General features: G+C 56.7%; 25 protein-coding genes and 1 pseudogene. 17 read left to right on the top strand and 9 right to left on the bottom strand.

Translation table 11 applies throughout. The features are described from left to right. Window position 1 precedes the first annotated feature (1 nt). The 4 genes from PIB16_RS19870 to PIB16_RS19855 are packed head-to-tail and all read right to left on the bottom strand — an operon-like array spanning window position 2 to window position 2,277. Window positions 2-301, bottom strand: coding sequence for a conjugal transfer protein TrbD (locus PIB16_RS19870; protein ID WP_012476005.1), 300 nt, complete (start codon window positions 299-301; stop codon window positions 2-4). Continuing rightward, window positions 294-677 (bottom strand): TrbC/VirB2 family protein, encoded by a 384-nt coding sequence (locus PIB16_RS19865; protein ID WP_012476006.1) that lies wholly within the window; start codon window positions 675-677, stop codon window positions 294-296. Before PIB16_RS19865 ends, PIB16_RS19870 begins: the two co-directional genes overlap by 8 nt. Beyond that, window positions 667-1,644: a P-type conjugative transfer ATPase TrbB gene (gene trbB, locus PIB16_RS19860; RefSeq protein WP_077768123.1), complete on the bottom strand. Its 978-nt coding sequence runs from the start codon at window positions 1,642-1,644 to the stop codon at window positions 667-669. Before trbB ends, PIB16_RS19865 begins: the two co-directional genes overlap by 11 nt. A 9-nt stretch (window positions 1,645-1,653) precedes the next feature. Further along, window positions 1,654-2,277, bottom strand: coding sequence for an acyl-homoserine-lactone synthase (locus PIB16_RS19855; protein ID WP_012476008.1), 624 nt, complete (start codon window positions 2,275-2,277; stop codon window positions 1,654-1,656). A gap of 382 nt (window positions 2,278-2,659) precedes the next feature. Between PIB16_RS19855 and repA the strand changes: the two genes are divergently transcribed. From repA to PIB16_RS19825, 6 genes are all read left to right on the top strand, one after another. Next, entirely contained in the window at window positions 2,660-3,868 is a 1,209-nt protein-coding gene (gene repA, locus PIB16_RS19850) for a plasmid partitioning protein RepA (protein WP_234888145.1), read from the top strand. 93 nt (window positions 3,869-3,961) lie between these two features. Further along, on the top strand, window positions 3,962-4,969 hold the full coding sequence (gene repB, locus PIB16_RS19845) for a plasmid partitioning protein RepB (protein WP_012476010.1): 1,008 nt from the start codon (window positions 3,962-3,964) through the stop codon (window positions 4,967-4,969). 166 nt (window positions 4,970-5,135) lie between these two features. Next, a complete protein-coding gene (gene repC / locus PIB16_RS19840) occupies window positions 5,136-6,347 on the top strand; it encodes a plasmid replication protein RepC (protein ID WP_012476011.1) in 1,212 nt (403 codons plus the stop codon). A gap of 1,066 nt (window positions 6,348-7,413) precedes the next feature. Beyond that, window positions 7,414-7,629: a hypothetical protein gene (locus PIB16_RS19835; RefSeq protein ID WP_116979320.1), complete on the top strand. Its 216-nt coding sequence runs from the start codon at window positions 7,414-7,416 to the stop codon at window positions 7,627-7,629. A gap of 210 nt (window positions 7,630-7,839) precedes the next feature. Further along, entirely contained in the window at window positions 7,840-8,340 is a 501-nt protein-coding gene (locus PIB16_RS19830; RefSeq protein WP_077768122.1) for a hypothetical protein, read from the top strand. Between the two features lie 1,012 nt (window positions 8,341-9,352). Next, window positions 9,353-9,991: a Shedu anti-phage system protein SduA domain-containing protein gene (locus tag PIB16_RS19825; protein WP_077768120.1), complete on the top strand. Its 639-nt coding sequence runs from the start codon at window positions 9,353-9,355 to the stop codon at window positions 9,989-9,991. 198 nt (window positions 9,992-10,189) lie between these two features. Here the strand turns inward: PIB16_RS19825 and PIB16_RS19820 are convergent. Continuing rightward, window positions 10,190-11,176: pseudogene (locus tag PIB16_RS19820) on the bottom strand (tyrosine-type recombinase/integrase). A gap of 101 nt (window positions 11,177-11,277) precedes the next feature. Further along, window positions 11,278-12,429: a site-specific integrase gene (locus PIB16_RS19815; RefSeq protein ID WP_012476015.1), complete on the bottom strand. Its 1,152-nt coding sequence runs from the start codon at window positions 12,427-12,429 to the stop codon at window positions 11,278-11,280. A 125-nt stretch (window positions 12,430-12,554) separates the two neighbouring features. Here PIB16_RS19815 and PIB16_RS19810 point away from each other — a divergent pair, with 125 nt between their 5' ends. Together PIB16_RS19810 and scpB are read left to right on the top strand one after the other, a co-directional pair. Beyond that, a complete protein-coding gene (locus PIB16_RS19810) occupies window positions 12,555-13,508 on the top strand; it encodes a DUF1403 family protein (RefSeq protein ID WP_012476016.1) in 954 nt (317 codons plus the stop codon). A 2-nt stretch (window positions 13,509-13,510) separates the two neighbouring features. Then, window positions 13,511-14,206, top strand: a complete 696-nt coding sequence (scpB, locus tag PIB16_RS19805; protein WP_077768119.1) for an SMC-Scp complex subunit ScpB — start codon at window positions 13,511-13,513, stop codon at window positions 14,204-14,206. A gap of 118 nt (window positions 14,207-14,324) precedes the next feature. Here scpB and PIB16_RS19800 read toward each other — a convergent pair whose 3' ends face one another. The 3 genes from PIB16_RS19800 to PIB16_RS19790 are packed head-to-tail and all read right to left on the bottom strand — an operon-like array spanning window position 14,325 to window position 15,136. Beyond that, window positions 14,325-14,582 carry a hypothetical protein gene (locus tag PIB16_RS19800; RefSeq protein ID WP_077768118.1) on the bottom strand — a complete coding sequence of 86 codons (258 nt, stop codon included), beginning with the start codon at window positions 14,580-14,582 and terminating at the stop codon, window positions 14,325-14,327. 17 nt (window positions 14,583-14,599) lie between these two features. Continuing rightward, window positions 14,600-14,860 (bottom strand): hypothetical protein, encoded by a 261-nt coding sequence (locus tag PIB16_RS19795; RefSeq protein WP_162854303.1) that lies wholly within the window; start codon window positions 14,858-14,860, stop codon window positions 14,600-14,602. A gap of 51 nt (window positions 14,861-14,911) precedes the next feature. After that, window positions 14,912-15,136: a DUF2188 domain-containing protein gene (locus PIB16_RS19790; protein ID WP_077768116.1), complete on the bottom strand. Its 225-nt coding sequence runs from the start codon at window positions 15,134-15,136 to the stop codon at window positions 14,912-14,914. Window positions 15,137-15,252: 116 nt separating this feature from the next. Here PIB16_RS19790 and PIB16_RS19785 point away from each other — a divergent pair, with 116 nt between their 5' ends. From PIB16_RS19785 to PIB16_RS19745, 9 genes are all read left to right on the top strand, one after another. Then, a complete protein-coding gene (locus PIB16_RS19785) occupies window positions 15,253-16,377 on the top strand; it encodes an AAA family ATPase (protein ID WP_010900329.1) in 1,125 nt (374 codons plus the stop codon). Window position 16,378: 1 nt separating this feature from the next. After that, window positions 16,379-18,637, top strand: a complete 2,259-nt coding sequence (locus tag PIB16_RS19780; protein WP_202048396.1) for a S8 family peptidase — start codon at window positions 16,379-16,381, stop codon at window positions 18,635-18,637. 53 nt (window positions 18,638-18,690) lie between these two features. Then, window positions 18,691-19,923 carry a hypothetical protein gene (locus PIB16_RS19775; RefSeq protein ID WP_077768115.1) on the top strand — a complete coding sequence of 411 codons (1,233 nt, stop codon included), beginning with the start codon at window positions 18,691-18,693 and terminating at the stop codon, window positions 19,921-19,923. A 42-nt stretch (window positions 19,924-19,965) separates the two neighbouring features. Then, window positions 19,966-20,340: a hypothetical protein gene (locus tag PIB16_RS19770; RefSeq protein WP_142843416.1), complete on the top strand. Its 375-nt coding sequence runs from the start codon at window positions 19,966-19,968 to the stop codon at window positions 20,338-20,340. 144 nt (window positions 20,341-20,484) lie between these two features. Continuing rightward, window positions 20,485-20,946, top strand: a complete 462-nt coding sequence (locus PIB16_RS19765; protein WP_142843417.1) for a hypothetical protein — start codon at window positions 20,485-20,487, stop codon at window positions 20,944-20,946. 136 nt (window positions 20,947-21,082) lie between these two features. Beyond that, window positions 21,083-21,472 (top strand): hypothetical protein, encoded by a 390-nt coding sequence (locus PIB16_RS19760; RefSeq protein ID WP_010900332.1) that lies wholly within the window; start codon window positions 21,083-21,085, stop codon window positions 21,470-21,472. Continuing rightward, window positions 21,469-21,996: an RES family NAD+ phosphorylase gene (locus PIB16_RS19755; protein WP_077768113.1), complete on the top strand. Its 528-nt coding sequence runs from the start codon at window positions 21,469-21,471 to the stop codon at window positions 21,994-21,996. Before PIB16_RS19760 ends, PIB16_RS19755 begins: the two co-directional genes overlap by 4 nt. Window positions 21,997-22,031: 35 nt before the next feature. Next, complete coding sequence (locus tag PIB16_RS19750) at window positions 22,032-23,300, top strand: YiiX/YebB-like N1pC/P60 family cysteine hydrolase (protein WP_012476023.1); 1,269 nt, start codon at window positions 22,032-22,034, stop codon at window positions 23,298-23,300. 56 nt (window positions 23,301-23,356) lie between these two features. Beyond that, a complete protein-coding gene (locus PIB16_RS19745; RefSeq protein ID WP_077768112.1) occupies window positions 23,357-23,656 on the top strand; it encodes a hypothetical protein in 300 nt (99 codons plus the stop codon). Window positions 23,657-23,845 lie beyond the last annotated feature (189 nt).

Below are 23,845 nucleotides of genomic sequence, written 5' to 3'. Positions count from 1 at the left end.
CTCAATACCGGCGCCAAGGCGATGTCGTCGCCTTGTAGGTGGGCTTGTAGGAAATGTGCCTGATATAGACTTGCCGCATGAACGGGTCGGACTTCGCCATCATTCTGAGGAGCCCGACGATCACGACCCAGACGGCGATTCCGAAGAGCGCCGAATAAACCGTCAGCACCACGAAGATCAGGATGACGGCGGCGAGACCGGTCAGCAACACAAGCTCCCTGTCGGCGCCCATCAGCAGGTTTGGACGCGACAGTGCACGGTGGATGCGGTTGCGCTGCAGGCCGGATGGGGAATTAGCCATGAGTTCCCTCCCCGCCTCCGGCCGATCCAATCGTGGTGAGCTGTTCGCTCGTCAGTCCTATCGAGGCGCCGGTTGCGCCAAACAGGCCGACGATGTTGGTGGCGCCGAGGAGGATGCCGGCGACGAGAACGACGTATACAAGTCGCCGCGCGAAATCATTCAGTTCGCCGCCGAAGATGAGCATGCCGCCGGCGATGGCGACTGCTGCAAGCGCGATCGCACCCGCGACCGGGCCGGTGATCGACTCCTGGATCTGCTGCAGCGGCCCTTCCCACGGGAGACTGCCGCCGGAGCTGGCAAGGGTCGGCGCGACCGAGGCGAGAACGATGGGCGCCGCCAAGAGCGCGACGGCGATGAATGATTTCCTATGCGACATGGCGCGCTTCCTGTTCTTCTGTGAGCTGATCGGATTCGACCTCGTATTGACCGTTGACGAACCGCTCGACCTGGATGACGTCGCGAACGCGCCGTCCGCGCGGCGTCCGCTCAATGGAGATCACGAGATCGACGGCTTCCCCGATCACCTCTTGCATCGGCTGCTGGCTTGCCTCGGCCGTCAGCTGTTCAAGACGGCGCAGCGCCGACATGGCGGTGTTCGAGTGGATGGTCGCCACGCCGCCCGGATGACCGGTGTTCCAAGCCTTGAGCAGGGTCAGGGCAGCGCCGTCGCGGACCTCGCCCACAACTATCCGATCAGGACGCAGGCGCATCGTGCTCTTTAGAAGCCGTGCCATGTCGATCGTATCGCTGGTATGGAGCAGAACTGCGTTCTCGGCAGTGCATTGAATTTCGGCGGTGTCTTCCAGAATGACGAGCCGATCTTCTGGCGCGCTTTTCACGATCTCGTCGATCACAGCATTCGCAAGCGTCGTCTTGCCCGAGCCCGTTCCCCCGGAAATGATGATGTTGAGCCTCGCGGAAATCGCGCTGCGGATCGTCGCGGCCTGGTATTCGGTCATCACTCCGGTCCGGACGTAATCTTCGAGCGGGATGAGGCGCGATGCCCTGCGCCGGATCGTGAAAGCAGGCCTGGCGACCACGGGAGGCAACAGTCCCTCGAAGCGGTGACCGCCGATCGGCAGCTCTCCGGAGATGATCGGCTGTTCGGTATCGACCTCCGACTGCAGTGCATGCGCGACAGTACCGATCACCATTTCGGCCGCGGCCGGGGACATTTCGCCGGCGGGCGCAACGCCATGTCCGAGGCGTTCGATAAACAGCTTTCCATCCGGATTGAGCATGATCTCGACGACTGTTGCATCGTCCAGCGCCACGCAGAGCTGGTCACCGAGTGCTTCCTGAAGTTTACGCACAAGCCGAGGGTGAGAGCGAAGCTGGTTCACGGATTTCTCCTACGCTGCCTTGCTGAGGGAGGTGAATTCAGAGCGATAGTTGGCGGGACGGAGCTTTTGAAATGTACTGGCGTCGGCGAGTAGGATTCCCGCGACCGCCATCGTCACCCCGAACTTCCTGGGCTCGCCCAAGCGCTGAAGGGGCCACCCGACGCGCGCGAGGATCCGCTCGAAACGCAGGTCAGTGACGGTGACGATTTCGGTGAAACCGTTCGACATGCACCATTCGATGATGCCGGCGAACATGGTCAGCGTCGCCTCATGGACGGATCCGTCTCCCCTGCCCTCGCCGAGCGCCGTATCGACGCAAAAACGGGAGCTCTCGATCATCGCGGAATGGGCGTTCAACCGGCCATTCGGAAGGAGTGAGTGAAAGACGTCGGCCACCATTGTGGGGCCAGGCGCCGGAAGCAGCCGCGCGCATCCTGCTACCTGGCGACTGTCGGAAATTGCGAGGATGTAAGTCGGTATCAGAGTGTCGAAAGCATCCAATTCCACGCCGTCGATAACTTCGACATCCCAGCCTAGCCGGTCGGCGAAGACCCGCGCGCGTAGCTCGTGATGGCGGTGGATAAGCTCAGCTTCCTGAATATTTTTCGGTGTTGAGATCGCGAGAACCTGCATGAATTTCTCCGTCGTCGTTGTTCGGCGGAGAACTCAGCACGGTTTGGACACGGTGAGTAGTTGTAGGATTCTACAAGGTAAGATCCAGCTGAGTCGCGGTGGTGAGTCTGCTTTAGCTGGACGACAATGCGGATTCCGTGTCGTCTCCTTTGGGTTACGATTGTAGGATTCACAGTAAGACAAATCATGAACATAGCTGACGGTCTGGTATGCTAACAGGTTGTATTAGATAATAAATCCGGATTTTGTGTGTTAGGTGGATCTGCGGTCGTTAACCTTCTGTTAACGCTATTTCCCTTGCGGCATTGCCAGAATCATGCGTTATCTTGAGACGGCAATAACGCGTCTGACGCTAATAAACCGTCTGAAACCTGAGGCCCAAGTGAACGTGATCGACCGGCACATTAATCGAGCATCAACTTCCGCACACATCACCCAGCGCGCGGAAGCGTTGTCTGCGAGACTCAGGGCGGTTGGTGAGCGCGCGTTTCCCCCTACCGCACAAAAGTCGCTTCGATCTTTCACTTCCGGCGAGGTCGCCGAAATTGTCGGCGTGTCAGACGGCTATCTTCGCCAGCTTTCGCTCGATGGACTCGGCCCTTCGCCAGATTTGGGAAGCGCCGGTCGCCGCTCTTACACTTTGGAGCAAATCAATCAACTCCGTGAGTATCTTGCCGGAGCTCGACCTAAGGAAGCAAGTAGATTTTGGCCACGTCGGCGCAGTGGCGAAAAACTTCAGGTGATCACGGTCGCAAATTTCAAAGGCGGCTCCGCGAAGACAACAACTGCTGTTTATCTCGCACAAGGACTTGCGTTGCAGGGCTACCGTGTCTTGGCGGTTGATCTTGATCCTCAGGCTTCCCTCTCCGCAATGTTCGGTTATCAGCCAGAGTTCGACGTTGCCGAAAACACGACCCTTTATGGTGCGATCCGCTACGACGACCAGAGGGTGACGATGAAGGACGTTATCCGGCGCACCTACTTTACCGGGATAAGCATTGTCCCGGGTAATCTCGAACTGATGGAGTTTGAACATCAGACCCCTCGATTCATGCTGCAGAATCGAGGGCGTCCGGAGGATCTATTTTTCAGACGTGTCGCAGGCGCAATCAATCAGGTCGAACAGGACTTCGACGTCGTTGTCGTCGATTGCCCCCCACAACTGGGCTTTTTGACCATGGGCGCCCTTAACGCAGCGAGTGGCATGATTGTGACTGTCCATCCCCAAATGGTCGATGTCGCATCCATGAGCCAGTTCCTCTTGATGACGTCCGATCTCGTGTCGGTAATTGAAGAAGCCGGCGGACGGCTCGACTACGACTTTCTACGGTTTCTTATTACGAGGCATGATCCGCGCGACGTCCCCGAGCAGGAAATCGTGGCGCTGCTTCGTGACGTCTTCGGAATCGACGTCATGGCGGCATCCGCATGGAAGTCGACGGCAATCGCCAATGCCGGTCTTACCAAGCAGTCGCTCTATGAACTCTCGCGCGGCGCGGTAGGACGGACGACGTATGATCGAGCAATGGAATCCATCAATGCCGTGAATCTGGAAATTATCGACCAGATAAACAAGGTCTGGGGTCGATGATGGCGGCTCAATCGCTGATAAATCAAAACCTTAGTGTGTTGTCAGCTGACTACACGGTCTTACTAGAACTGTTGTTTGGATAGGGTCGGAACGATGAGCAAACGTACACAATCCATTCGCTCAATGTTTGCCGGGGGCAACGATCAGACCGCTTCTAATGACGCACAGCAGCCTGTGCAGCGAGTTGCCTCGGGTGCGGTCCGGTCGTTGAAAGACACGTTCTCAGAGGTGGAAAGACATTACGAAGAGCTCAAGCAGCAAGTTGCTGACGGAGCTGTTCCAGTCGAAATAGACCCAGAATTGGTCGACCCCTCGCCCTTCGCGGACCGGTTTGAGGACCAAGACATGGCTGTCTTGGAGGTCCTTAAGACTTCGATCAAAGATCATGGACAAGAAATTCCGATCCTTGTTCGACCGCATCCAGCTGAGATCGGACGATATCAGGTTGCCTACGGCCACCGCAGACTACGTGCGACTGCCGAACTCGGCTTGAAAGTCAAAGCCTATGTCCGCGAACTGGATGACGATCGTCTTGTCGTCGCGCAGGGCATTGAGAATTCCGCTCGTGAAGACCTGACTTTCATCGAACGGGCGGCGTTTGCACTCAAACTGGACGAGGGTGGTTTTCAACGGTCGCTAATACAAATGGCTTTGTCTGTTGACCGACACGAAGCTCAAAAGCTGGTAACAGTTGCTCGGGCAGTTCCGCAGTGGTTGATTGATTCCATTGGCCGTGCGCCGAAGATCGGTCGACCGAGGTGGCAGGAGCTCGCAGAACTTTTGAAAGTCCCGGGCGCAGAGAAGAAGGCCCGCAAAGCCACCCAGGACAAATCCTTCTCACATAGGGATTCTGACAATCGTTTCCTGGTCGTCCTAAGAGCGTCCAAGATAGATGATGTGACGGCGCCGTCTGTAGCCCCCACCCGCTTGGTCGCAAAATCTGCTGACGGGCTTCAAATCGCGACGCTCGCCATCGGCGGCAAGCAGTGCAAAATCGAAATGAACCGAGATAGAGACGAGACTTTTGCAAAGTTTGTTATGGAGCAGCTTCCTGCGCTCTACGCGAACTTCAGAAAGGAAAATCCGTCATCTGAAGGATAAATAAGGATAGGAACAGCAAAAGAAAGGCCCCCAAACGTCGCCGTCGTGGAAGCCTCTCTCAATGGTCTAAGCAGCCTGAGAATCGCATTTCCATGAATCGCAGTCAAGAGTCTTTGGCACCGTTTTTGGTGAGCAGATTTCTTTTGCCTATTGAAGGGTGAAAGACATGCAGAGTGGAAATGTGACGACGCCGTTTGGGCGGCGGCCGATGACGCTTGCCTTAGTGGCGGCACAGTTCAAATCCGCCGACATCAGGCAGGGTAAATCGGCCGACAAGTGGAAGATCTATCGCGATGCTTGTGACGCGCGATCATTGTTGGGTTTGCGCGATCGGGCACTTGCAGTGCTCAACGCGCTTCTATCATTCTACCCTGAGGCTGAACTCAAGGAGGAAGCGAATCTTATCGTGTTTCCGTCCAATGCCCAACTCGCGGCACGGGCAAACGGTATCGCCGGCACGACGCTACGCGAGAACTTGGCCCTCTTGGTCGATGCAGGTCTCATCCAACGGAATGATAGCCCGAACGGGAAACGCTATGCGCGCAAGAGCTCAGATGGGTCCATCGAGACAGCCTTTGGCTTCAGTCTTGCGCCGCTTCTGGCCCGATCAGAAGAACTTGCGGTTATGGCCCAGCAGGTCGCAGAGGGTAATCGCAAGCTCAAAATCGTCAAAGAGCGCATCACAATTGCCCGACGGGATGTCCGGAAATTGATCTCTGCGGCAATGGAAGATCACGTTCCCGGGGATTGGGCCAAGGTCGAGGAGCTTTATGTTGAAGCCATGGCACGGCTGCGGCGGGCAAAAGGGGCGGACGAATTAATCGGAATTCTCGACGAAGTCGAGATGCTGAAGGAAGAAGTAGTCAATCTATTGGAACGGCACGTCAATCTTGGAAAATCCGACGCCAATGATGACGGATTCCGTCAGCACATACAGAATTCAAATACCGAATCCAGCAATGAACTTGAACCTTGCTCTGAAAACGAGCAGGGCGCGAAGCAGAGTAAAAACGTTGAACTAAGAGCCGAATCGATAAAATCATTCCCGCTTGGTATGGTCCTTCGGGCATGCCCGGAGATTTCCATGTATGGTCCGGGCGGAGCAATCGGCAGCTGGCGGGACCTTATGATGGCCGCCGTGGTCGTGCGATCAATGCTGGGGGTAAGCCCGTCGGCCTACCAGGACGCCTGCGAAGTAATAGGGGCTGAAAACGCGGCCGCAATGATGGCTGCAATCCTGGAGCGGGCGGGGCACATCACATCGGCCGGTGGATATCTTCGCGATTTGACGTCGAGGGCGAAACGCGGCGAGTTTTCTCTCGGACCAATGTTGATGGCGTTGCTGCGGGCCAATGGCGGCGAACAAAGGCGGGCTTAATCGCGGTTCCAAATTATATCCCTTGAAAAACATTAGTGCCCTTTGAACCGCCGCTTTGTTTTGTTGTCAGCTGACCACAAGCTAAATTGTTGTTTTTGCTACTTGGTTGCAATAATAGCATTCTAAGGTGCGATTTTACTTCGCAGATCCATTCAGAATGGCGGCCCGTTCAGGTGCGTGAGCGAATGCGAGACCTTATATCCATGCGGACGCTCCGCGACCACATATTTGGATGCGTTGCACAGTGGGGAGTCATATGTTGGCGAAGCTTGGATGCGATCGCCGAAAGCAGCCTTCTGCATGCAGCCATCCCAGCCAGTACCTTATGGCGTTTTTCCCGGAGACCGGTGTTGCCAGGCGGTGGGCCTTTTGCTTGCGCAGCTTTGATGCCTGGTTTCGTTCGCACGGAGATCGGTACGCGCTCAACTTGTGCTGTGGCGGCTAGTACCTAGAGAGAAAGACGCTCCGCTGCGTCGATATCCCGATCGGACCTCGCAGCGAATGAAATAGAACCTCTTCAAGTCGATCCTTCGATCACTCGGAAGATGGCTGACGGAGTGGCGAGTTCTCGCTTAGACCAATATTGATGGCTTTGATGCGTTCTCATGTCCAGCAGCGTCGTGTTGGCTAGCAAAACCACCGAACCCGGGCACTACAGGATTCGAACACATGAGAACTGGTTTCTAGATTGGAGAAGCCCGACGACTATGTGTTCAGATCGATTGTATTATCACGGGTCGTGCCATCTGATTCATGGAATTAGTCCGTACAGGTGGCAAGAACAATTGACTCTTGGATCGCGCTGGCAAACAAAGCAGCGATGTACAGAGGATGAATAATTGCTGACCAAGAAATCCAGACCCAGGATGGCGCCGTAGCGGCAGAAGCTGAGCCCGCTGCTCCGAAAAAGACTTCAAAAAGGAAATAACACGAAGGCTGAAAAAATTCGTGCGAATGCGTCGAAACTGGCGAAGCAGAAGGTCCGCGGCCTTACCGGGGAGGAAAAGCTGGAAAAGATTGGTCAGATTGAAGCTACGGTCGCTGGCGGCGCAACCTTGAAGATGCCGTGAAAAGCGCTGGTATTTCGGATCAGACTCATTATCAGTGGAAGAAGGCTTTGGCTCAACCGGCGCCACCCGTTTCCGCAGCATCTCTTTCGGTGGATGACGAACTCGCCGAATTCATCCAGCTCGAGGAAGAAAATCGGCGCCTCAGAAAGCTGCTCTCAGAGAAGCTGCGCGCCGAAAACGCTGATCTGCGCAAGAGACATGGTATGAGTTAGCGGTCTTTCGGTGTCCATCCCTCGATCACCTTGACGTGCAATCCTCGGGATTGGCCGGTTTCAAAAATTCCCGTGCATCCTGATCATTCTGCGCCCTCACTCATTCCATTTCTTAGGAACATGCGAACACCACGATCCAATTTCATCGTCGAATATAAGACGAACAGGCGCCAGACACTTCGCCGAACCTCAATCTGGGGCGATCTGGATTTGCAGGCTGTTGCCCGCGCGGTAGAGGCTGACGATGTGATGCCAAAGCTTGATCTGCCTCAAGCAGCATCAGTTCAGGAGGACGTTGTCGCGGTGAAGTTCGAGGTGGTAGACTACTCGGATGTTCCGATTGACGGCGAAGTCCCTCCGGATAGTCCTGCCGCAACGTCGTCGTCGAAAGAGTTTTCCATCGAGTCTGAAGCTGTGGAAGACGATGCGTCCGACCCCACGCGCTCGGTGCATCAGCAGCGTAGCCCGGGTTCAGGATGGACTCCGAAGTCTGGAGCGAAAGCACGGAGTAAGAAGACGCCGTCAGCGAGCCCCGCAAGTGCACCAATTCTCAATCTTCGCCGCGATCCCCCGCTGCTGTGCGGCTTGGATGAAGAGCTCGCCGCTCTCGAGGCTGAAAACCGCCATCTGAGAAGCCTCATGGTCGTGAAGCTCCGGAAGGAGAACGAAAGGCTGAAGTTCATGCTTCGGCGATTTGGTCAAAGTCGCTAAGTTTGATTACTAGCACGAACGAGTATGCGCATCGGTCGGCGACCGCTGAACCCGCAGTAGCAGGCGTCTAAGGCGGGAATCTCGTAAATTCGGTGGTTGATGGTGTCGTTTGGCATTTAATCGTAAGAACGCGGCCGTTCCGGCAGGTGGTGGCATTTAATTTGAGATTTTCGGTGCGATTTTCGGCGTCTGGCACCTTCCGATTTGGCAATAACCGTTTGTGACGGTTTAGCATTTTCTGAGGACGATTGGCCGACGGCATTCATCTTTTCCATGGCGACGAATCTCACCTTAAGTGCCAATCGAAGCCTGAATCTCAAAATTAACTGCTCAATCTCAATTTAAGTGCCACGCTATCTTGTTGAAATTATCGCATGCGGAGTCTTGCGATTAAATGCAAAACGACACAAGACTCCCATTATGTTGTCGTCCATTCGGGCGCCTCCCCGGCCATCTTTCCTACGCTGCGACCGCTCTGTCGACACGATCGCCTTGACTTGGTCTTGGCCACTGTGCTCGTAAGCAATGACGACGTGGCGAGCCCTGGACACGACTTAGCCGTTGTAACGCTCGATGAGGTCCCCGGTGGACGGCCCGAACATTCTATCGAATGTCCTGCTGCTGTCGATAGGCCATTCACTGCAGCCAAGGTCGGAACACGTTGAAAGGTGGGGGGGATCGTACTACTATATAGTTGGAACGAAAGGCGATCAGCTTCGATGCAGATAGTGTGGACATTTACAGCGCGGTCATACCTCGACCAACTCGCATCGGAAGAGAAAGCAAAGGTGGTCAACGCTGTTGAACGTCTGTCGCGCGGCGGACGATCCTCAGCTCTGGAGCAAACAAAGCTATTGCTCGGGACGAAAGATCTCTTTTCCCTTAGGGTGGGAGCCGAGTTGCGAGTCCTCGTTCGCTTCGAGGGCGAAAATCTAAAAATTGAGGACGTCGTTAGGCGTAGCCAGCTCGATGGATTGCGGAGAGTTGAGAGGTTGGCACAGGCCCACTCTGTATGAAATCCTTTGTTTCCTTAAATCTTGATACTTCGATCTTACGACAAAACCTGGACGAACTTGACGAGCTCCTTAAATCCGAGAGCCATCTCAAGGAACGGGATCAGATAGCGCCATTTTTTAAAGAGCGCCCGCATCTCTGCGCTGCTATTGGCTACGGAAACAATGCTGTCGAACTACCCAACTGCTGGGCAAGCGAACTCGACTTGTTTGGCGATTTCGTGTGCGACGCGGCTTCTGGCGATACTGAGGCGAATGCATTCACATTGATCGAGGTCGAGGACGCGCGAGAATACAGCATCTTTACAAAGCTCGAAGCCGGAAAATCAATGAAACACTGGTCCAACCGATTTGAGCACGGCTCGTCGCAGTTGGTTGATTGGGCGTGGCGGCTGTCGGAAGAAAAAAACTCTTCCGCATTCAGACGGATTTTCGGTACGAATAGCCCGACAATTCACCTGCTTCTGATTGTAGGGCGTGATGCGGATCTCGTGCCAGATGATCTTGATCGACTTCGCTGGCGTGCTAACAATGTTGCCTTTGGTGGTTATCGGATGTCGTGCTTCACCTTTGACGGAATACTAGCCTCAATCCGTCGTCGTCTTCTTCTGGCAAGCCAGCCGTCAGAGGTAACCTGAAACGTTTGCGAGATCCGGCTGAAGGCGCCAAGCCCGCGATCTTACAACGGCCCCGGCGTAACAATGAAAACGGTCATCATCTAAATTACAGAAGTGCTCACAAGCCCGAGCTAAGTTAGGCTGCTTCTCCTGAGTAGTGCCGTTTGAGATAGACTTCCATCCCCAACTGAATTTGCGCGAACCAAGGTCCTGACAGACTCATAACAAGCGCGCCGCGCGTCCACACCGTCTGGTGGCATTGCTGGATGCCTGTTGAATCGAGCGATGACGTGACTGCTCCATCGCCTCGGGTAGGGGAATGCCTCGGTTCGCCGCCTCGGCCAGATACCTGACCGCAACCCATGGGCCGAAAACTCCCCGCTCTCCAACCCGGCCATCTCCACCCTCTGCTTGATAACGGCGTTGACCGACTGCGGATCGAGCGCCCGCCGCGAAATTGTCCCCCAGCGCCCGCCCCCCCCCCCGAAACACGCTGCCCTTGTCGATCTTCCCCCGCCGCCAGCCAGGCATTCAACGCCTCGACAGGCCGGCCGGTGAGATAGACGACTCGTCCTCCTCGCCTGACGTCGTTTTGGTACGGCCAAGATGAATGGCGAGAGAGGGGAGGGGAGTGCCGCCTTCGGTCTCGATCGGAGCTTCCACGGTCAGTTGTTCCAGGCGAAGGCCTGCGATCTCGCTGCGCCGGCGGCCGCCGGAGGCAAAGGCGACCATCAGGATCGCCCGGTCGCGGAGATCACGCGGGCTTTCGGTCGCGCACGTCACCAACAGCTTGGCCAGCACGTCGCCGGTGACCGCCTTTGCGCTTTTGCGGCGGCGTTGCCGCAGGACGGCGCGCACATCCAGACGAACGGCGGATTCGAGGGCAGGGGAGCCGAAGGCGTCGGTAAGCCCGCGCCATCTGGTCAGTGTCGACCAGTTCGCCAGCCGACGGAGCACGGTCGCCGGCGCATGTGGGCCGGCGGACTTGAGGAATCCCTGGTGCCGGAGGTTTTCGGCCACGTCTGCCGGGATGCCGTGATCTGAATCGGCAGTACGTTTCTCCGGATCCCACAGGTGATGGGTGACGAATTTCAGGAGCAGCGCTTCGGGCGCCGGCCAGGGTAGAGATTTTCCGGAGGCCGCCAGACCCCAGGCTTCGAAATAGGCGAGATCGGAGGTCAGCGCCCGGAGCGTATTGTCGCCCATGCGCTGTGTGGCTTTTAGCTAACAATTTCAATTGAAGCGGAAAGCTAAAAATCCGACACGCAATTTGCCCCAACGAGTTCATAGTGAGCAGGGGAGGGGCCTCAAAGCCCTGTGGCTTTGGTGAGATTGACGCGAAAGCGGTCACGCCGGCGCTGGTATTTCCGCGTCATTTCCGCACTGGCATGGCCGAGCTGCTTCTGGACATAGCGCTCGTCGACCTCCGCGGAGGAGGCCAGACCGGCGCGCAGCGAGTGACCGGAGAATTTTGCCGCGCGTTCGGCCTCGTTGAGGTCGCCCCTGACGCCGGCGGCCAGTGCCGCCTTTTTGACGAGACGGGCGACCTCGCGATCGTTCAGCCGGTCCGGTCCGACATCCTTGCCCTGGCCGCGGACGCGGCGGAACAGCGGACCCTTGGCAATCCGGGCGAACTTGATCCAGGTTTCGATAGCGAGAACCGGACAGGTCGCATCGGACGAGCCGCGGCCGACTTCCACCTCCCGCCATCCGGTCTTGCCGCGCAGGGTGACGAGCAGGCCCTTCTCGAGGATCTCGATCCAGCCGCGCGCGTCCTCGCTCTGGTCGCGGCCGATATCGAGCCCAACGATCTCGGAACGGCGCAGACCGCCGGCAAAGCCGATCAGCAGCATGGCGCGATCGCGCAGGCCGCGCAGGGTTCCCCTGTCGAGCGTTTCCAGCATGCCGATCAGGTCTTCGGGCAGGAGGGCTTCCTTCTGCCGCGGCGGGGCGGCGTGCGTGTTGCAAATGCCAGCCATTACGGTGGCGATATGACGGTCCTTGCGGTCGAGCGGCGTGCCGCGCTGGGCGTAGCTCCAGGTCAGCGCCGAAAGGCGGCGCTCGATCGTCGTGACGGAGCTGGGCTTGCGATCGGCCGCAGCAGTGCCGGACGCGAGCGCCGTAATGTACAGGCCGACGGTGTGCGGATCGGGCGGTAGGGGCGCGAGACCCTGGCGGCGGCACCAAGCGGAAAAGTGCTTCCAGTCGGAGGCGTAGGCCTTGCGGGTGTTGGCGGCGCTCGCCGCCTCGACATAGGTACGGGCGCGTTCGGCGAGCTGCTCGAGGTGCGCCGGCAAGGTCCGCGCCTCCGGAAGAGGGGAGGGGAGGCCAGCGCTGGCCGTCGAGATGCCGACCGCCATCTGCGGCGCGGCAATAGCGTCGCGAGCGGTCGTGCTCTCAGACGGAGAGGAGGTCTCTGTGGCGTGATTTTCGTCGTTTTGCTCGATGATATGGGCCATTCTTTATATAAAGAGCAAAACGTCCGATAATGCAAGATTATCGGACGTTATATATCCGCGACAAGCGGTGCGGTTTAGGCGGATAATGCTGGACTAAACCGCTCACCTAATCTACACTCCGTCGCATGGATTCGTTCGACCCCTCCGCTCCAACCGCCCCCGCCTGGTCGCCCCGCATGCCGGGATGGGCACTGCCGCGTGGTCGCGACATCACTGAATCCGACGCCGCCTTCGCCGCCGGTATCGCCCTGAAATCGCTCGATGATCTGATCCGCGCCGATCCGCCGTGGCTCGGCTGCTGGCGCGATCGCCTTGCTCTCAAATCAGCTGCCGTCGCCGCCAGAATGCTTGGCCGCAATGAAGAGGAAACCGCCATTCGCGACGCGATTTTGCTCACCGCGCCCGGCAACGATCCCGGGCCGGCCGGAAAGCTGTTTCTTGCCATACGAATGCTGACGCGCCAATCCGGGACGATTGCCACGCCATTCGTTAAGGAGCTCTGCGCGCTGCTGGGGATTGGCTGGGAGGATGCTCTTGTCTCCGTCCCGGATTTTGTCGATACGGCGATCCAGTCCGGGCGCGCGGCACCCCTCGCAGTTGCCGAGCTTGTATCGGCGATTACGACCATTCGCCCGGACACCGAGGTGCTGTCGCTTGGGCTCGCCGAGATCGTTCTGGCGCTAATGCTGAACTGGCCGAAACCCGTACCGCTGCTAATCCCCGAGCGGTTTGGCGAGGCGTTCCGCACCATCGGCGGCCGTGGTCGCGTCCGGTCTGGCGAAGCGGCTTATCCGAGGGCGATCTGCCTGGCTTTGATGGATGGTGTGGCGGCGGCGCTGCGATCTGCCGTGGAGATCGATCGAAGGGCAGCGCGGTTGCTGGCTGTGGCACCAAAGCTCCGTACCAGGGGCGCCGAGCCGGTGATCCGGCGTTTGCTGTCCGACGACGCTATTCTGGCGTCGGTCCCAGGAAGCGAGCTGTCGCGCTGGGCAGCGAACCGGCTGTTCGATCGGCTCGAGAGTTTTGAAGCGGTGCGCGAGCTGTCCGGCCGCTCCTCCTTCCGCATCTTTGGATTATGATGATGAGGGGAGCGAGCGCGACAAAAACCACACTGCGTCGGGCAAAAGACCGACAGCAAGATGTCCTGTATGATCGCGAGCTCGAGGACTTACCGCAAGAACTTCGTTGGCGGGAATGGATGCTGCGGATTGAGGCGGTGATCTTTGCCTCGGCTGAGCCGGTCAGCCGCGAGACGCTGGCGCGTGTGGTGGGAAAGGATTGTAGCATTGATCTGTTGATCGACGATCTCGTCGAGGAGTTGCGGGATCGGCCTTACGAGCTGGTGTCGGTCGCCGGCGGCTGGCAGCATCGCACCCGGCCGCGGTTTGCCGAGACGATTCGCGCGTCTTCGGCCCCGACAAGGGGAGGGGCGGCGGCACTCTCCGAGTTCGAGGCGATGGTGCTGATGGCGGTGGGATATTTACAGCCGATTACCCGCGGCGAGCTGTCAAAGATCTTTGGGAAGGAGGTCAGCCGTGACGTCGTTGGTAATCTGCGCGGGGCGGGTTTTATCGGCTCCGGGCCACGCAGTCCGACGCCAGGCGCGCCCTATACTTACATAACGACCTCACACTTTCTTTCGGTCTTTGGTATGGAGACGTTGCGTGACCTTCCCAATATCGAAGCGCTCGAGGACGCCGGCTTGCTGAGCAGACGTGCCGTTCAAGATGATGTCGCCTTCGATCCAACTGAAGGGGAGGCAATGTTCATTGAATGAATGAGGGCAGCGTACTTCTGCATTTGCGACCCGGACGAAGGCGCTGTGACGGGAGCAAACTGCAGAATTTCGTCTTGGACAACCGTGCTGTCTTCCAATGGTCCGTCCGAGAGACCTTCTAAGGCGAAGTCCGAATGGGAAACAGGTCCCCGCCGTAGTGGTGAAGCCTGGTGTGATGGCGACGGCATAGCCATCGGACGTTCAATGGCTCGTCGTATTGATCGTGATGAGCATCGACGTCTTCATCACCACAGACCTCACACGTGTTCTTTCTCAGCTCGCCCGCCTTCACGGCACGCTGCACCAAGAGGTGAGCCTCATATTTTGCAGGATTAGCACGCCGCCAATTCGCTTGGCGGGTATCTGTCTTTAGCATCTATCTAGTCTTCCCGATCAGTTCAGGGTGTAGCGCTTCCAGGGTATCGCCTGCATTGGCACCCGCGACAGAAAATTAACAAGATCACGTCGGCCACGATATGTCGGTACGCCCCTGCTGTTTTGTGCCATGAGAACAATCGGCACGCCCGGGAATGCTGGCTGGAAGCTATATGCAACGTCGTCGGCCTGATGGCCGCTGTTCAAAACGTGCGGCTTGACGATGACTATGGCGAAGGTGACGCCCTGCTCGCGAACTAATGCGCCTTCAAACTGCATTTCTTCTCTCCTTTGATGAAGAGGCCGCCTCACTCCAGGCGGCCTCAGGTTTTAGCCACGCGGCGGGAACGGGTCGCGACCGTAGGAATCCTTGTCCCGGATTTGTCCGTTGGGACGGTGGATGACGACTTCGCTCTGCTGGTTGATCGCAATTTTGCGAGCAGCGGCAGCCGCGTCGGCCTGCGTTCCATGGGTGGAGGTCACTCGCTGATTTCCAGCGCCCCGCACGGCCCATTCGCCGTTATGGGGAACCACATGCTGATTCTTCCTTGTCATTGCATCAGAATCTTTTTTCTTGAGTGCCGTAAGAGTTTACATTAAGGAAAATTTAATTGTCAATATGGCTATTGTGGTTTACGAATGGATGACGAATTTTTACGCATGGAGTGATCATGACCATTGAGATGAAAAATGTGCTGGAGTTGGCCGACGCGGCACTTTCCGCTGACTACACGCGCGTACGCAGAGCTGCGAATGCGCTTGCGCGAGATCTCGACAAGAATGGTGAGACTTCCATTGCCAAGGAGCTGAAGGCCCTGGTGCGCAAGAGGGGGGTGCCTTTGAAGGCGTCTGGCTACGTGGAATCGCTGCCCGTGGACTCGAAATCCCGCTTGCCGCTTGTCGAGGAGCAGACCTGGCCCGATACGCCTATTTTTCTCAACGAAGGCGGGTGGCATGTGTTCAGCGATTTCATCGCGGATGCTCGGCGCATTGATGACTTGAGCGCCAAAGGATTGGCCTCACGTCTTGGGCTTCTGCTCTCTGGCCCGCCAGGAACAGGCAAGTCTCTCCTTGCCGGCCATATCGCTGCGCAACTGTCTCGTCCGCTATATGTCGTCCGGCTCGACTCGGTCATCTCCTCTTTGCTCGGGGACACCGCCAAAAATATCCGCTCGGTGTTTGATTTCGTGCCGGCGCGAAACGCCGTTCTTTTTCTCGATGAGATGGATGCAGTCGCAAAGCTGCGTGACGATCGTCACGAGTTGGGCGAGCTCAAACGCGTTGTCAATACCGTCATTCAAGCGTTGGACGGGCTAGACCCGAGCTCGATCGTGGTTGCTGCAACCAATCATGCGCATCTTCTTGATCCTGCAATATGGAGGCGGTTTCCTTATAAAATTGAACTCGGTCTTCCGGATGAAAGCGTTCGCGCTGACCTTTGGCGCCATTTTCTCTTCGAGGACAAAGATGAGGAGAGGCGCGCCGAGCTATTCGCCGTCGTGTCCGAAGGGTTGTCGGGGGCCGATATCGAAACGATGAGTCTGTCGGCGCGGCGTCATGCCGTTCATGAGTCGCGTGATATTGATTTTGGAGCCGTCGTTGTGGCTCTGCTGGAGCCGCGGTCAGGCCGTACTGTCCCTGTACAGCGGCAGCCATTGGATGCGGAGCAGAAACGCCAGGTTGCAATAGCCCTCAAGGAGAAGTACGCCATTGGGGGCGCGGATACCGCCCGCATTCTCGGAGTGTCGCGGCAAGCCATTTACGCTTACCTGAAGCAACAGGAAGGGGAGGTGTAGTATGGTGGAGCCTAGAGACCAACCTCTTCTCTATCCCGTTCTGAGCCTTCAGATGGATCCGGCGCTGCGGAGTCCGACGGGGCGTGGCAAAGGCATCGACAGCATCGTCAAGGAGCGGCTCGGCCGGCAGCAGGACGTGCTCGCGAGCGAAACACGCGACATTTATGAACACCGTACAGAGTTGCCCACATACTCGGGTTTGACGCACCTAGTCGTTCGGATGTTCAGTGAGGATTCCCTTGCTCCAACGCACACCCCCGATGACTTGTTCTCGCAGCGTCATGGATGCAGGCTAGTTGCTCCTCTTCCTGGCGGCTATTTGATCGAGGCTGAAGTCAAAGAATTGCCTCGCCTCCTTCGCGCAATCGAACATCCAATCGGCTATGCGGTGCAAGCCGACATATCCCGTGTTTCGTCTCTCGGACAATTTGATGCGAAAAGTCGTCTGCGCGGTCGATCGTTCAATGAGCTCTGGAATTCCGCACCGGAAGATGATGACGGACGCTTGTTCGTTGTTTGGCTTGCGCCGTTCCGCGATCGAGATGCCAAGGCCGAAGTCCTCGAGCGTATCCAGCGCTTTGCCAATGAGAGGCTGGTCATGCCGACATTTACCAGCGTGCGGCTCACGCTCGGAACATCTGAGGAATCGGAAGAACCGCGTTCTCTCACGACACCACGACAATCCAGCATTGCAAGGGCAATGCGAGATTATCGAAACACCGGCGTCGGACGCGCTGCAGTTCGAATTCCGAATAAAGAAGGGTTGAGACAGCTCATTGCGTCAGGCGCTTCTTATCGCATTGATCCTGTGCGGCCGATCAGAGTGGCAGCACCTGGCGAAGGAGCGGAGCCTCCTGCACCAGTAATCGATGAGAATGCTCCAATCGTTGCCGTCGTCGATGGCGGTCTGCATGCGCGAAGCTACACCGCAGCTGAAGCTTTCAGGGCGACACCTTTCGTCACGAACGCCCAAGCCGACAAGCCTCACGGAAATAGCGTTAGCTCCCTCGTTATCCATGGGCACGCCTGGAACAAAAATCGCTCGCTGCCTCAACTAAACTGCCGTATCGGAACTGTTCAGGCCGTCCCCCATCGGAACGCCAATCGGCGCTTTGATGAGCGGGAGTTGGTCGACTATCTGGCGGAGGTTGCGCGTCTTTATCCAGAAGCGCGCGTCTGGAACATCTCTGCCAATCAGGACGGCGCCGGTTTGGATCCCACCGAGGTCAGCGTTCTCGGCCATGAAATCAGCCTTCTCGCGAGATCGGCGGGCTTCCTCCCCGTCATCTCTGTCGGAAATGTCACCCCAGATAACAATTCAAGACCTAATCCCCCAGCAGATTGCGAGGCGGCGATTGTCGTGGGGGGCCGTCAGGCGCTTGCTGACGGTACGCCGGGTGACAGTTGCCCCGCATGCCTGCCAGGTCCCGGTCCTGACGGGATGATGAAACCGGACCTGTCGTGGTTTTCGAATCTCAGGATGCTGGGTGGGGTCGTGGATACGGGAAGCAGTTACGCAACGCCGTTGGTATCGTCTTTGGCAGCCCACACCTTCGATAGCTTACGGGAACCAACGCCGGATCTGGTTAAGGCTCTCCTCATCAATTCAGCCGAGCGAAGTGAGCACGATCCCAACCTCGGTTGGGGAACCCCGTATCAAGGGCACCTCCCTTGGACCTGCGCGCCCGGCAGTGTCACGCTTGCGTGGCGGGCACAACTCGAGCCAGGAACCGCATACTACTGGAACGATATTCCCATCCCTCCCGAGCTGGTGCGTGACGGAAAATTGTTCGGACGCGCCAGCTTGACCGCTGTTTTGCGGCCTCTCGTGTCGCCGTTTGGCGGCGCTAACTACTTCGCTTCCCGCTTGGAGACATCTCTGGCGTATCAGTCGGGAGCGGATAGGTGGCCGTCGCTACTTGGCTCAATGAAAGAGTCGACGCTTCCGGAAAACGACGCTCGCGATGAACTTCGCAAATGGCAGCCTATCAGACGGCACTGCAGAGACTTTTCAAAAGGGAGCGGACTTGGCTTTTCCGGACCATACCTGCGGCTTTACGCCCGCGTGTTCATGCGTGACCTCTACCAATTTGGGTGGACGCATCACAGCCAAGCGGGCGCGCAAGAAGTTGCGTTCGTGCTCACCCTTTCAAGCGCGGACGGAGAGAAGTCGATTTATGATTCAACAGCTCGTGCGCTCGGAAACTTCGTTGAAAGCGCCGTCTTGAACCAAGACATCGAGGTCTCGAATGAGATCTAGCTGGTCGGTGTCCTCCGGATTTGCGATTGGGCCCTTGCAAGCGAGGCAGATGCGTGAGGCGTAGCCGCATTTCCATCGGTTTTTCCGAGAAGGAATTTGCCGAAGCGTTGGCACCCAGGGTCGCTACCGTGGGCACGAGGCCGGTGGATGCCGTTGAACAACTGCTCACACAAATTCTCGTCGAAAATCTTCGGCAGCAAACAGCTTTGGCGCTCCGGAAGATCCCCTCGGTGAAGCTTCACTCGATGTATTTCAAGGAGCGCTGTGCATCCTTAGCGCGGCTTGCGGACATCGGGTACGACACCTGGTATGCCGAACTGGCCTTTTCCACAACCAGAGAGAACATGGTTGACGGCGTTGAGATTGACACACAGGGTTTGCACCTAAGTCCCATAAATTGTGGCCCTGCAGGGCTGATCACACACCGACTTTGGTCGAAGCAGCTAAAAACGCAAACCAATCACATCCTGCGTTTGAACCACGTGACGATTCCGCCCAGCACGTTTCTTGAAACCAAGAAAATGATGGAGGCGATTTGCCTTGAGCAGCCGCTGGTCGCGAACCCTCGACCTGGTCCGCGTACGCAAGGCTATGAGTTTGGGATCGAGGGCTTTGAGTTTGTTGCATTCGATCATTTAGTTACCGGGAAGCGTTGTTTCTGTTCATGCGCTCGCCTAGCTCATGAAAAGATGATGTCAGAGGCTATAAGGATTGCATCTCATTCAGGCGCATGGACCCATCAGGTTGTTCGATTGTTGTCGGATGCGACCTACATCGACGAAATATGCCACCTGTGTATCGCCCGTCGCTCGGGACCGGAGGCTGCTGCCAGCTTCTACGGTGATGATATTGGGGAATTTATCACGCCGTATATCGATCAGCTGATGTTGATGTCTGGAATGGACAAGTCCACTGCGCGTTCCGAAGTCCAGTACACTCTTGGTGTTCGCCGATGGATGAGGGAGGCAGAAATGTACAGTCTGGTGAAAAAGCTATTTCCCGACCAAGTTATCCTGAGGGAGGCGTCGCCCCCATGGCTGGGGCGCCAACGATTTGACGTGTATCTGCCCGCCATCGGCCTTGCTCTGGAACACCATGGTGAGCAGCACTACAGAGCCATTACTGCATTTGGAGGAGAAGTGGCGCTAAAACGTAACATGGAACGCGACGCCTTAAAGAGAAGTCTCTGTGAACAAAATGCCGTCCAACTTGTCGAGATTCGATTTGATGAGCAAATGACACTACCGCTTCTTCGCCGAAAGCTGCGGCGTTTCATTATGGCCTAAATGTATCAATGACGGCCGCCTTCACGGCGATAATGTGAGATATTGATTTCAGTCGCAGCCTGGGGTGTAAAATGTTCTACGAACGCGGATGTAACAGAATATCTCGATTATCATCTTGCTTCGGAACTGGAGACCGATTTCGCGATTATGTTGATCGGCCCTTGGGGAGCTGTAACGATGCCAGTCACGAGAGTTGAGCGAATTGTCGGCGGCCTGGTCATCGGACGTGTCGAACGCGGCTCCGACGGCTACTACGCCTGTCATCATTTCGGATCAAACGTGGATCCCTTACCCCTTAATACCTTGGACGATGTTGCGGACTTCCTTCGAGCTCATCCTCGCGGCGGCGTGCGAATGTATCCAGGTCGGAAGAAGATTTCTCGCAACATCTATATCGATGGAATTTTCCTTCGGTGACAGGTGCGCGACCGCCGTTGTCCTGATAGTTTTGGAGGTCGCTACTCCCGATGCTGACGCATTGAATGTATCAGGCTTTCATGCATTACGGATCTCCTAGGAACGGTGGGCATTATGCGAAGAGACGAGGTTGGGGAGGACCTAGTGTCTCTCGCCTTTGACTTTCTCTATTTTTTTGCGCGTTTCGAATATGCGCTCAAGGCCAACGGTTACCTAAAGAAAACAGAGCCAGGTCAGCCCGCGGAGGCTGGGTGGAGACAATTTCGAGAGCGCTGGGAAGGAGATTATAAAAGCAGCGAAGCCGCTGTGGCGTTGATCGCGGCTAACCCGAAAAAGCAGATCATTGGCGACGATGGAATGCTGGCGTTTAGAGCTGTGGGTTTTCCCGCCAGTACTTGTGAGCTTGGGCAGGTTATCGGCTATTGCCAGACCGTCCGTAACAACCTCTTTCATGGTGGGAAGAGCAGTACCGACGGCTTCGATAGCCCGGAGCGTACGAAATGCTGCTTTCCATCGTTCTCGTCGTGCTCGAGGAACTGGCCAGCGCTTTCGATCTTGGTGCTGACTATACCGGCTACTACTAAAACGCTCATCGATGAAGAGTAGACGCAGGCGCTTGATAGGCAGAGGCGTGAACGTGGAATGTCGTTCAAGAACGCAGCAGGCGTGATTTTTTACTAGCCAACCTTGATGTGCATCAAAATGTGCATATATTGTGCATAAGATTGAGCGGAGATTAGGCATGGCGCAGGCTCAGACAGTACATTCATACACAGTTGTTTCCGGCTTTGTTGATAGCCTTCAGGAACCGCGGACGCCCTATATTTCGCCGTCTCGCTTGTCAAAGGCGCTCGGCGTCAAAGTCGCAAACCTTGCAGAATTGACCGGTGTCCATCGCAATACCCTGCGCAATCCCTCCTCCGAACGCTTGCAGGGCAGGATGCGGGAAATGATCAAGGCGATCTCTGCGGCCGCCGAGCTGACTGGTGATCTTGCGAAGGCAATCTACTGGTATCGAAATGAACCGATTGCCGATTATGGCCATCGCACGGCCGCGGAGCTTGTTGCCGATGGTGAGATAGAGGCTGTTCTTGCCTATATTCGGGACCTGGAGAATGGAGCGCGCGGGTGAAGATTACCCGCATCGGCCCGAACGCAGTCTTTCATCGGTATCTAACACCTAAATGGGCGTTTCTTCCAACCAGCGGCGCCGGGGCCGCTATTGACGGCGGTCGCTTCAATCGACCCGGCGTCGAGGCTCTCTATCTTTCCGAGGCCCCCCAAACCGCGCTCGAAGAATATCGACAGGGCGCGAGCATCACACCGCCGGCGACGCTTGCAGCGTACAAGATCACGCTCAGCGAAGTAGCCGATCTGTCGCAAGGTTTCGATCCGCTTCTTTGGGATGCAGCTTGGTCTCAATGGGATTGTGCATGGCGAAAAATCGCTCGCATCGACAAAAAGGTCCCTCCCTCCTGGAAGTTGGCAGACAAAGTCATTTCATCCGGCCTTCGGGGGCTGCTCTTTCCGTCACTAAGGCACGCTGGCGGAACTAATCTTGTAATTTTTTCTGCCAATCTCATCCCAGATGATGACGTGCATGTTCACGATCCAGACAATCGTTTGCCGCGCGATCAATTGTCCTGGCCGCACTAGCAGCAATAGATGCCGGCCGGCTTCGGGGGAGGGGAATGAAGCGCATTAGTATCAAAAGTGTTCAGCCTGGAGATATTCTCCTCACAGCTCGACCGGGAAAGATAAGCAAATCGATCCGCTTCAGCACGGGGGGCATCGTTTCACACGCGATGATCTGCGTGCAGCATGGTTCGTTTATCGATTCCACCGCGGACGGGGTACAGGCGCGCAACCTGCAGCGGGAGTTGTTCGAGGATGACGAGCAGGTTTTCCATTTCCGCCTGAAGGAAGCTCTCCCCCGCGAGGTACTTTCAAATGTAATCGATTTCGCGCGGGCCGAGATCGGTGCGCGTTATTCTGTGCCGGAGGCCATGCGGTCGGTCGCTGCTGTCCGAAAGCCGAGATCGAAGCGGCAATATTGCTCTCGTTTAGTGGCCCGCGTCTACAGAAACGCGGGCATCAATCTTGTGCCGGACGCAGACTATTGCTCGCCGGAGGATTTACGACGTAGTCGCTTGCTGGTGGAAATCCCGATAGAGACCGAAGCCGTGTCCGAGGAAGAATGGCGTTGGCTCGAAACCAATCGTAACCCGATCCGAGATACACATCAGGCCCACAAAGCCATTCTTGACGTCGCTCGTACGTTCGTTCCGGACTTGGAGAGCCTAAACGAACTCCATGCTTTACTCGTGGTTCGCCCTGAGGCTGATCCGGAGATTGCAGAGGTTCTGCGCGAGAGCGGCTACCTTGATCTGTGGCGCGGTGAAATAGCGGCTCACCCTTGGCGCTACGACCAGAGCCTAATCGCAACGATGTCCGCGCCCGAGCAGATGGCCGACATACGTGAATACTGCATAGGTACAGTGAGCGAGGCTTACAGCGGAGGCGTGCGGTTTTCCATTAACCTCATACAGTTGCAGATGCTAGAGACCCAGCACGGCGGTCAATCCCTCCGGCTGTTGGTGGACCTGTACGAAACTCTTGTGCTTAACGATCAGATCCGCAGGGAGGTCGCGTGTGCGTGGCTGTTGAAGCACTATCCTGACGACCTGAAGAAACAGTTGGAGCAGATCGAGCCGCACAGCGCCTATTGGTATTCGGTCGTTGATCGCGTCGAACCGAAGCTGGCCGCGTTGTCGCGCATGGTCGTCACGGCGGAAGGAAGTTCGGAAGTCTGCTCGTCATGCGGCGACCGGCCAGCCATGTCCTACCGTCTTGCGAATGGCGCTCAGACGATGCCGGGCGTACCCTCCCTGCGCCTGTGCAGCGACTGCATCGAGATACGGCGCGGTATGGGCAACATCCTGATGCCGTTCCTGCATTGACTTGGAAAGAGAATGGGACCGCAAACGAAGGCTGTGATAAAAGAGGATGCGCTGCTTTGGGTGAGTTAGGCCGTTCAGGAAACAGTGTTCTGGACCCAGCGCAACTGCGTCGGATCGAAGCCGTGCATCGCGGCTACTTATTCCAGCACCTCTATGCAGTTCAATGTTTGTTGTCAGCCGCAACCATCGCTGCGCGGGAGATCGCTGTCGAAAGCGACGAAGATGTAGAAATCCAACTCGATGGCATCCGTATCTATGTGCAGGTGAAACATCGGAAAGATGCCCTTGCGTGGGATGATATCGAGGGCGCGATGTCACGTTTTGCGGACCTTGCCGCTGATTCGACGTTAGCCTAAGACCTATCGACCGGCTATAGCCGAAGAAAAATAGCGGGATATATGCGCCGACTCGCCGGCTGTGTTGATGAAGGCTAGCTCGCGCGATCGTGGCCGTACATGCGGAGCCTTTTAACTAGCATCGTTGAGAAGGTGGCGCGTTTGTGATCCTTAATCCCGCCTGCCGTGTTCATGAGCAGATCCGTCAAC

Source organism: Agrobacterium sp. ST15.13.015 (genome assembly GCF_027871645.1).
Classification (GTDB): domain Bacteria; phylum Pseudomonadota; class Alphaproteobacteria; order Rhizobiales; family Rhizobiaceae; genus Agrobacterium; species Agrobacterium leguminum.
The sequence above is the reverse complement of the archived record's forward strand: the minus strand, read 5'-3'. Positions and strand labels throughout refer to the sequence as shown.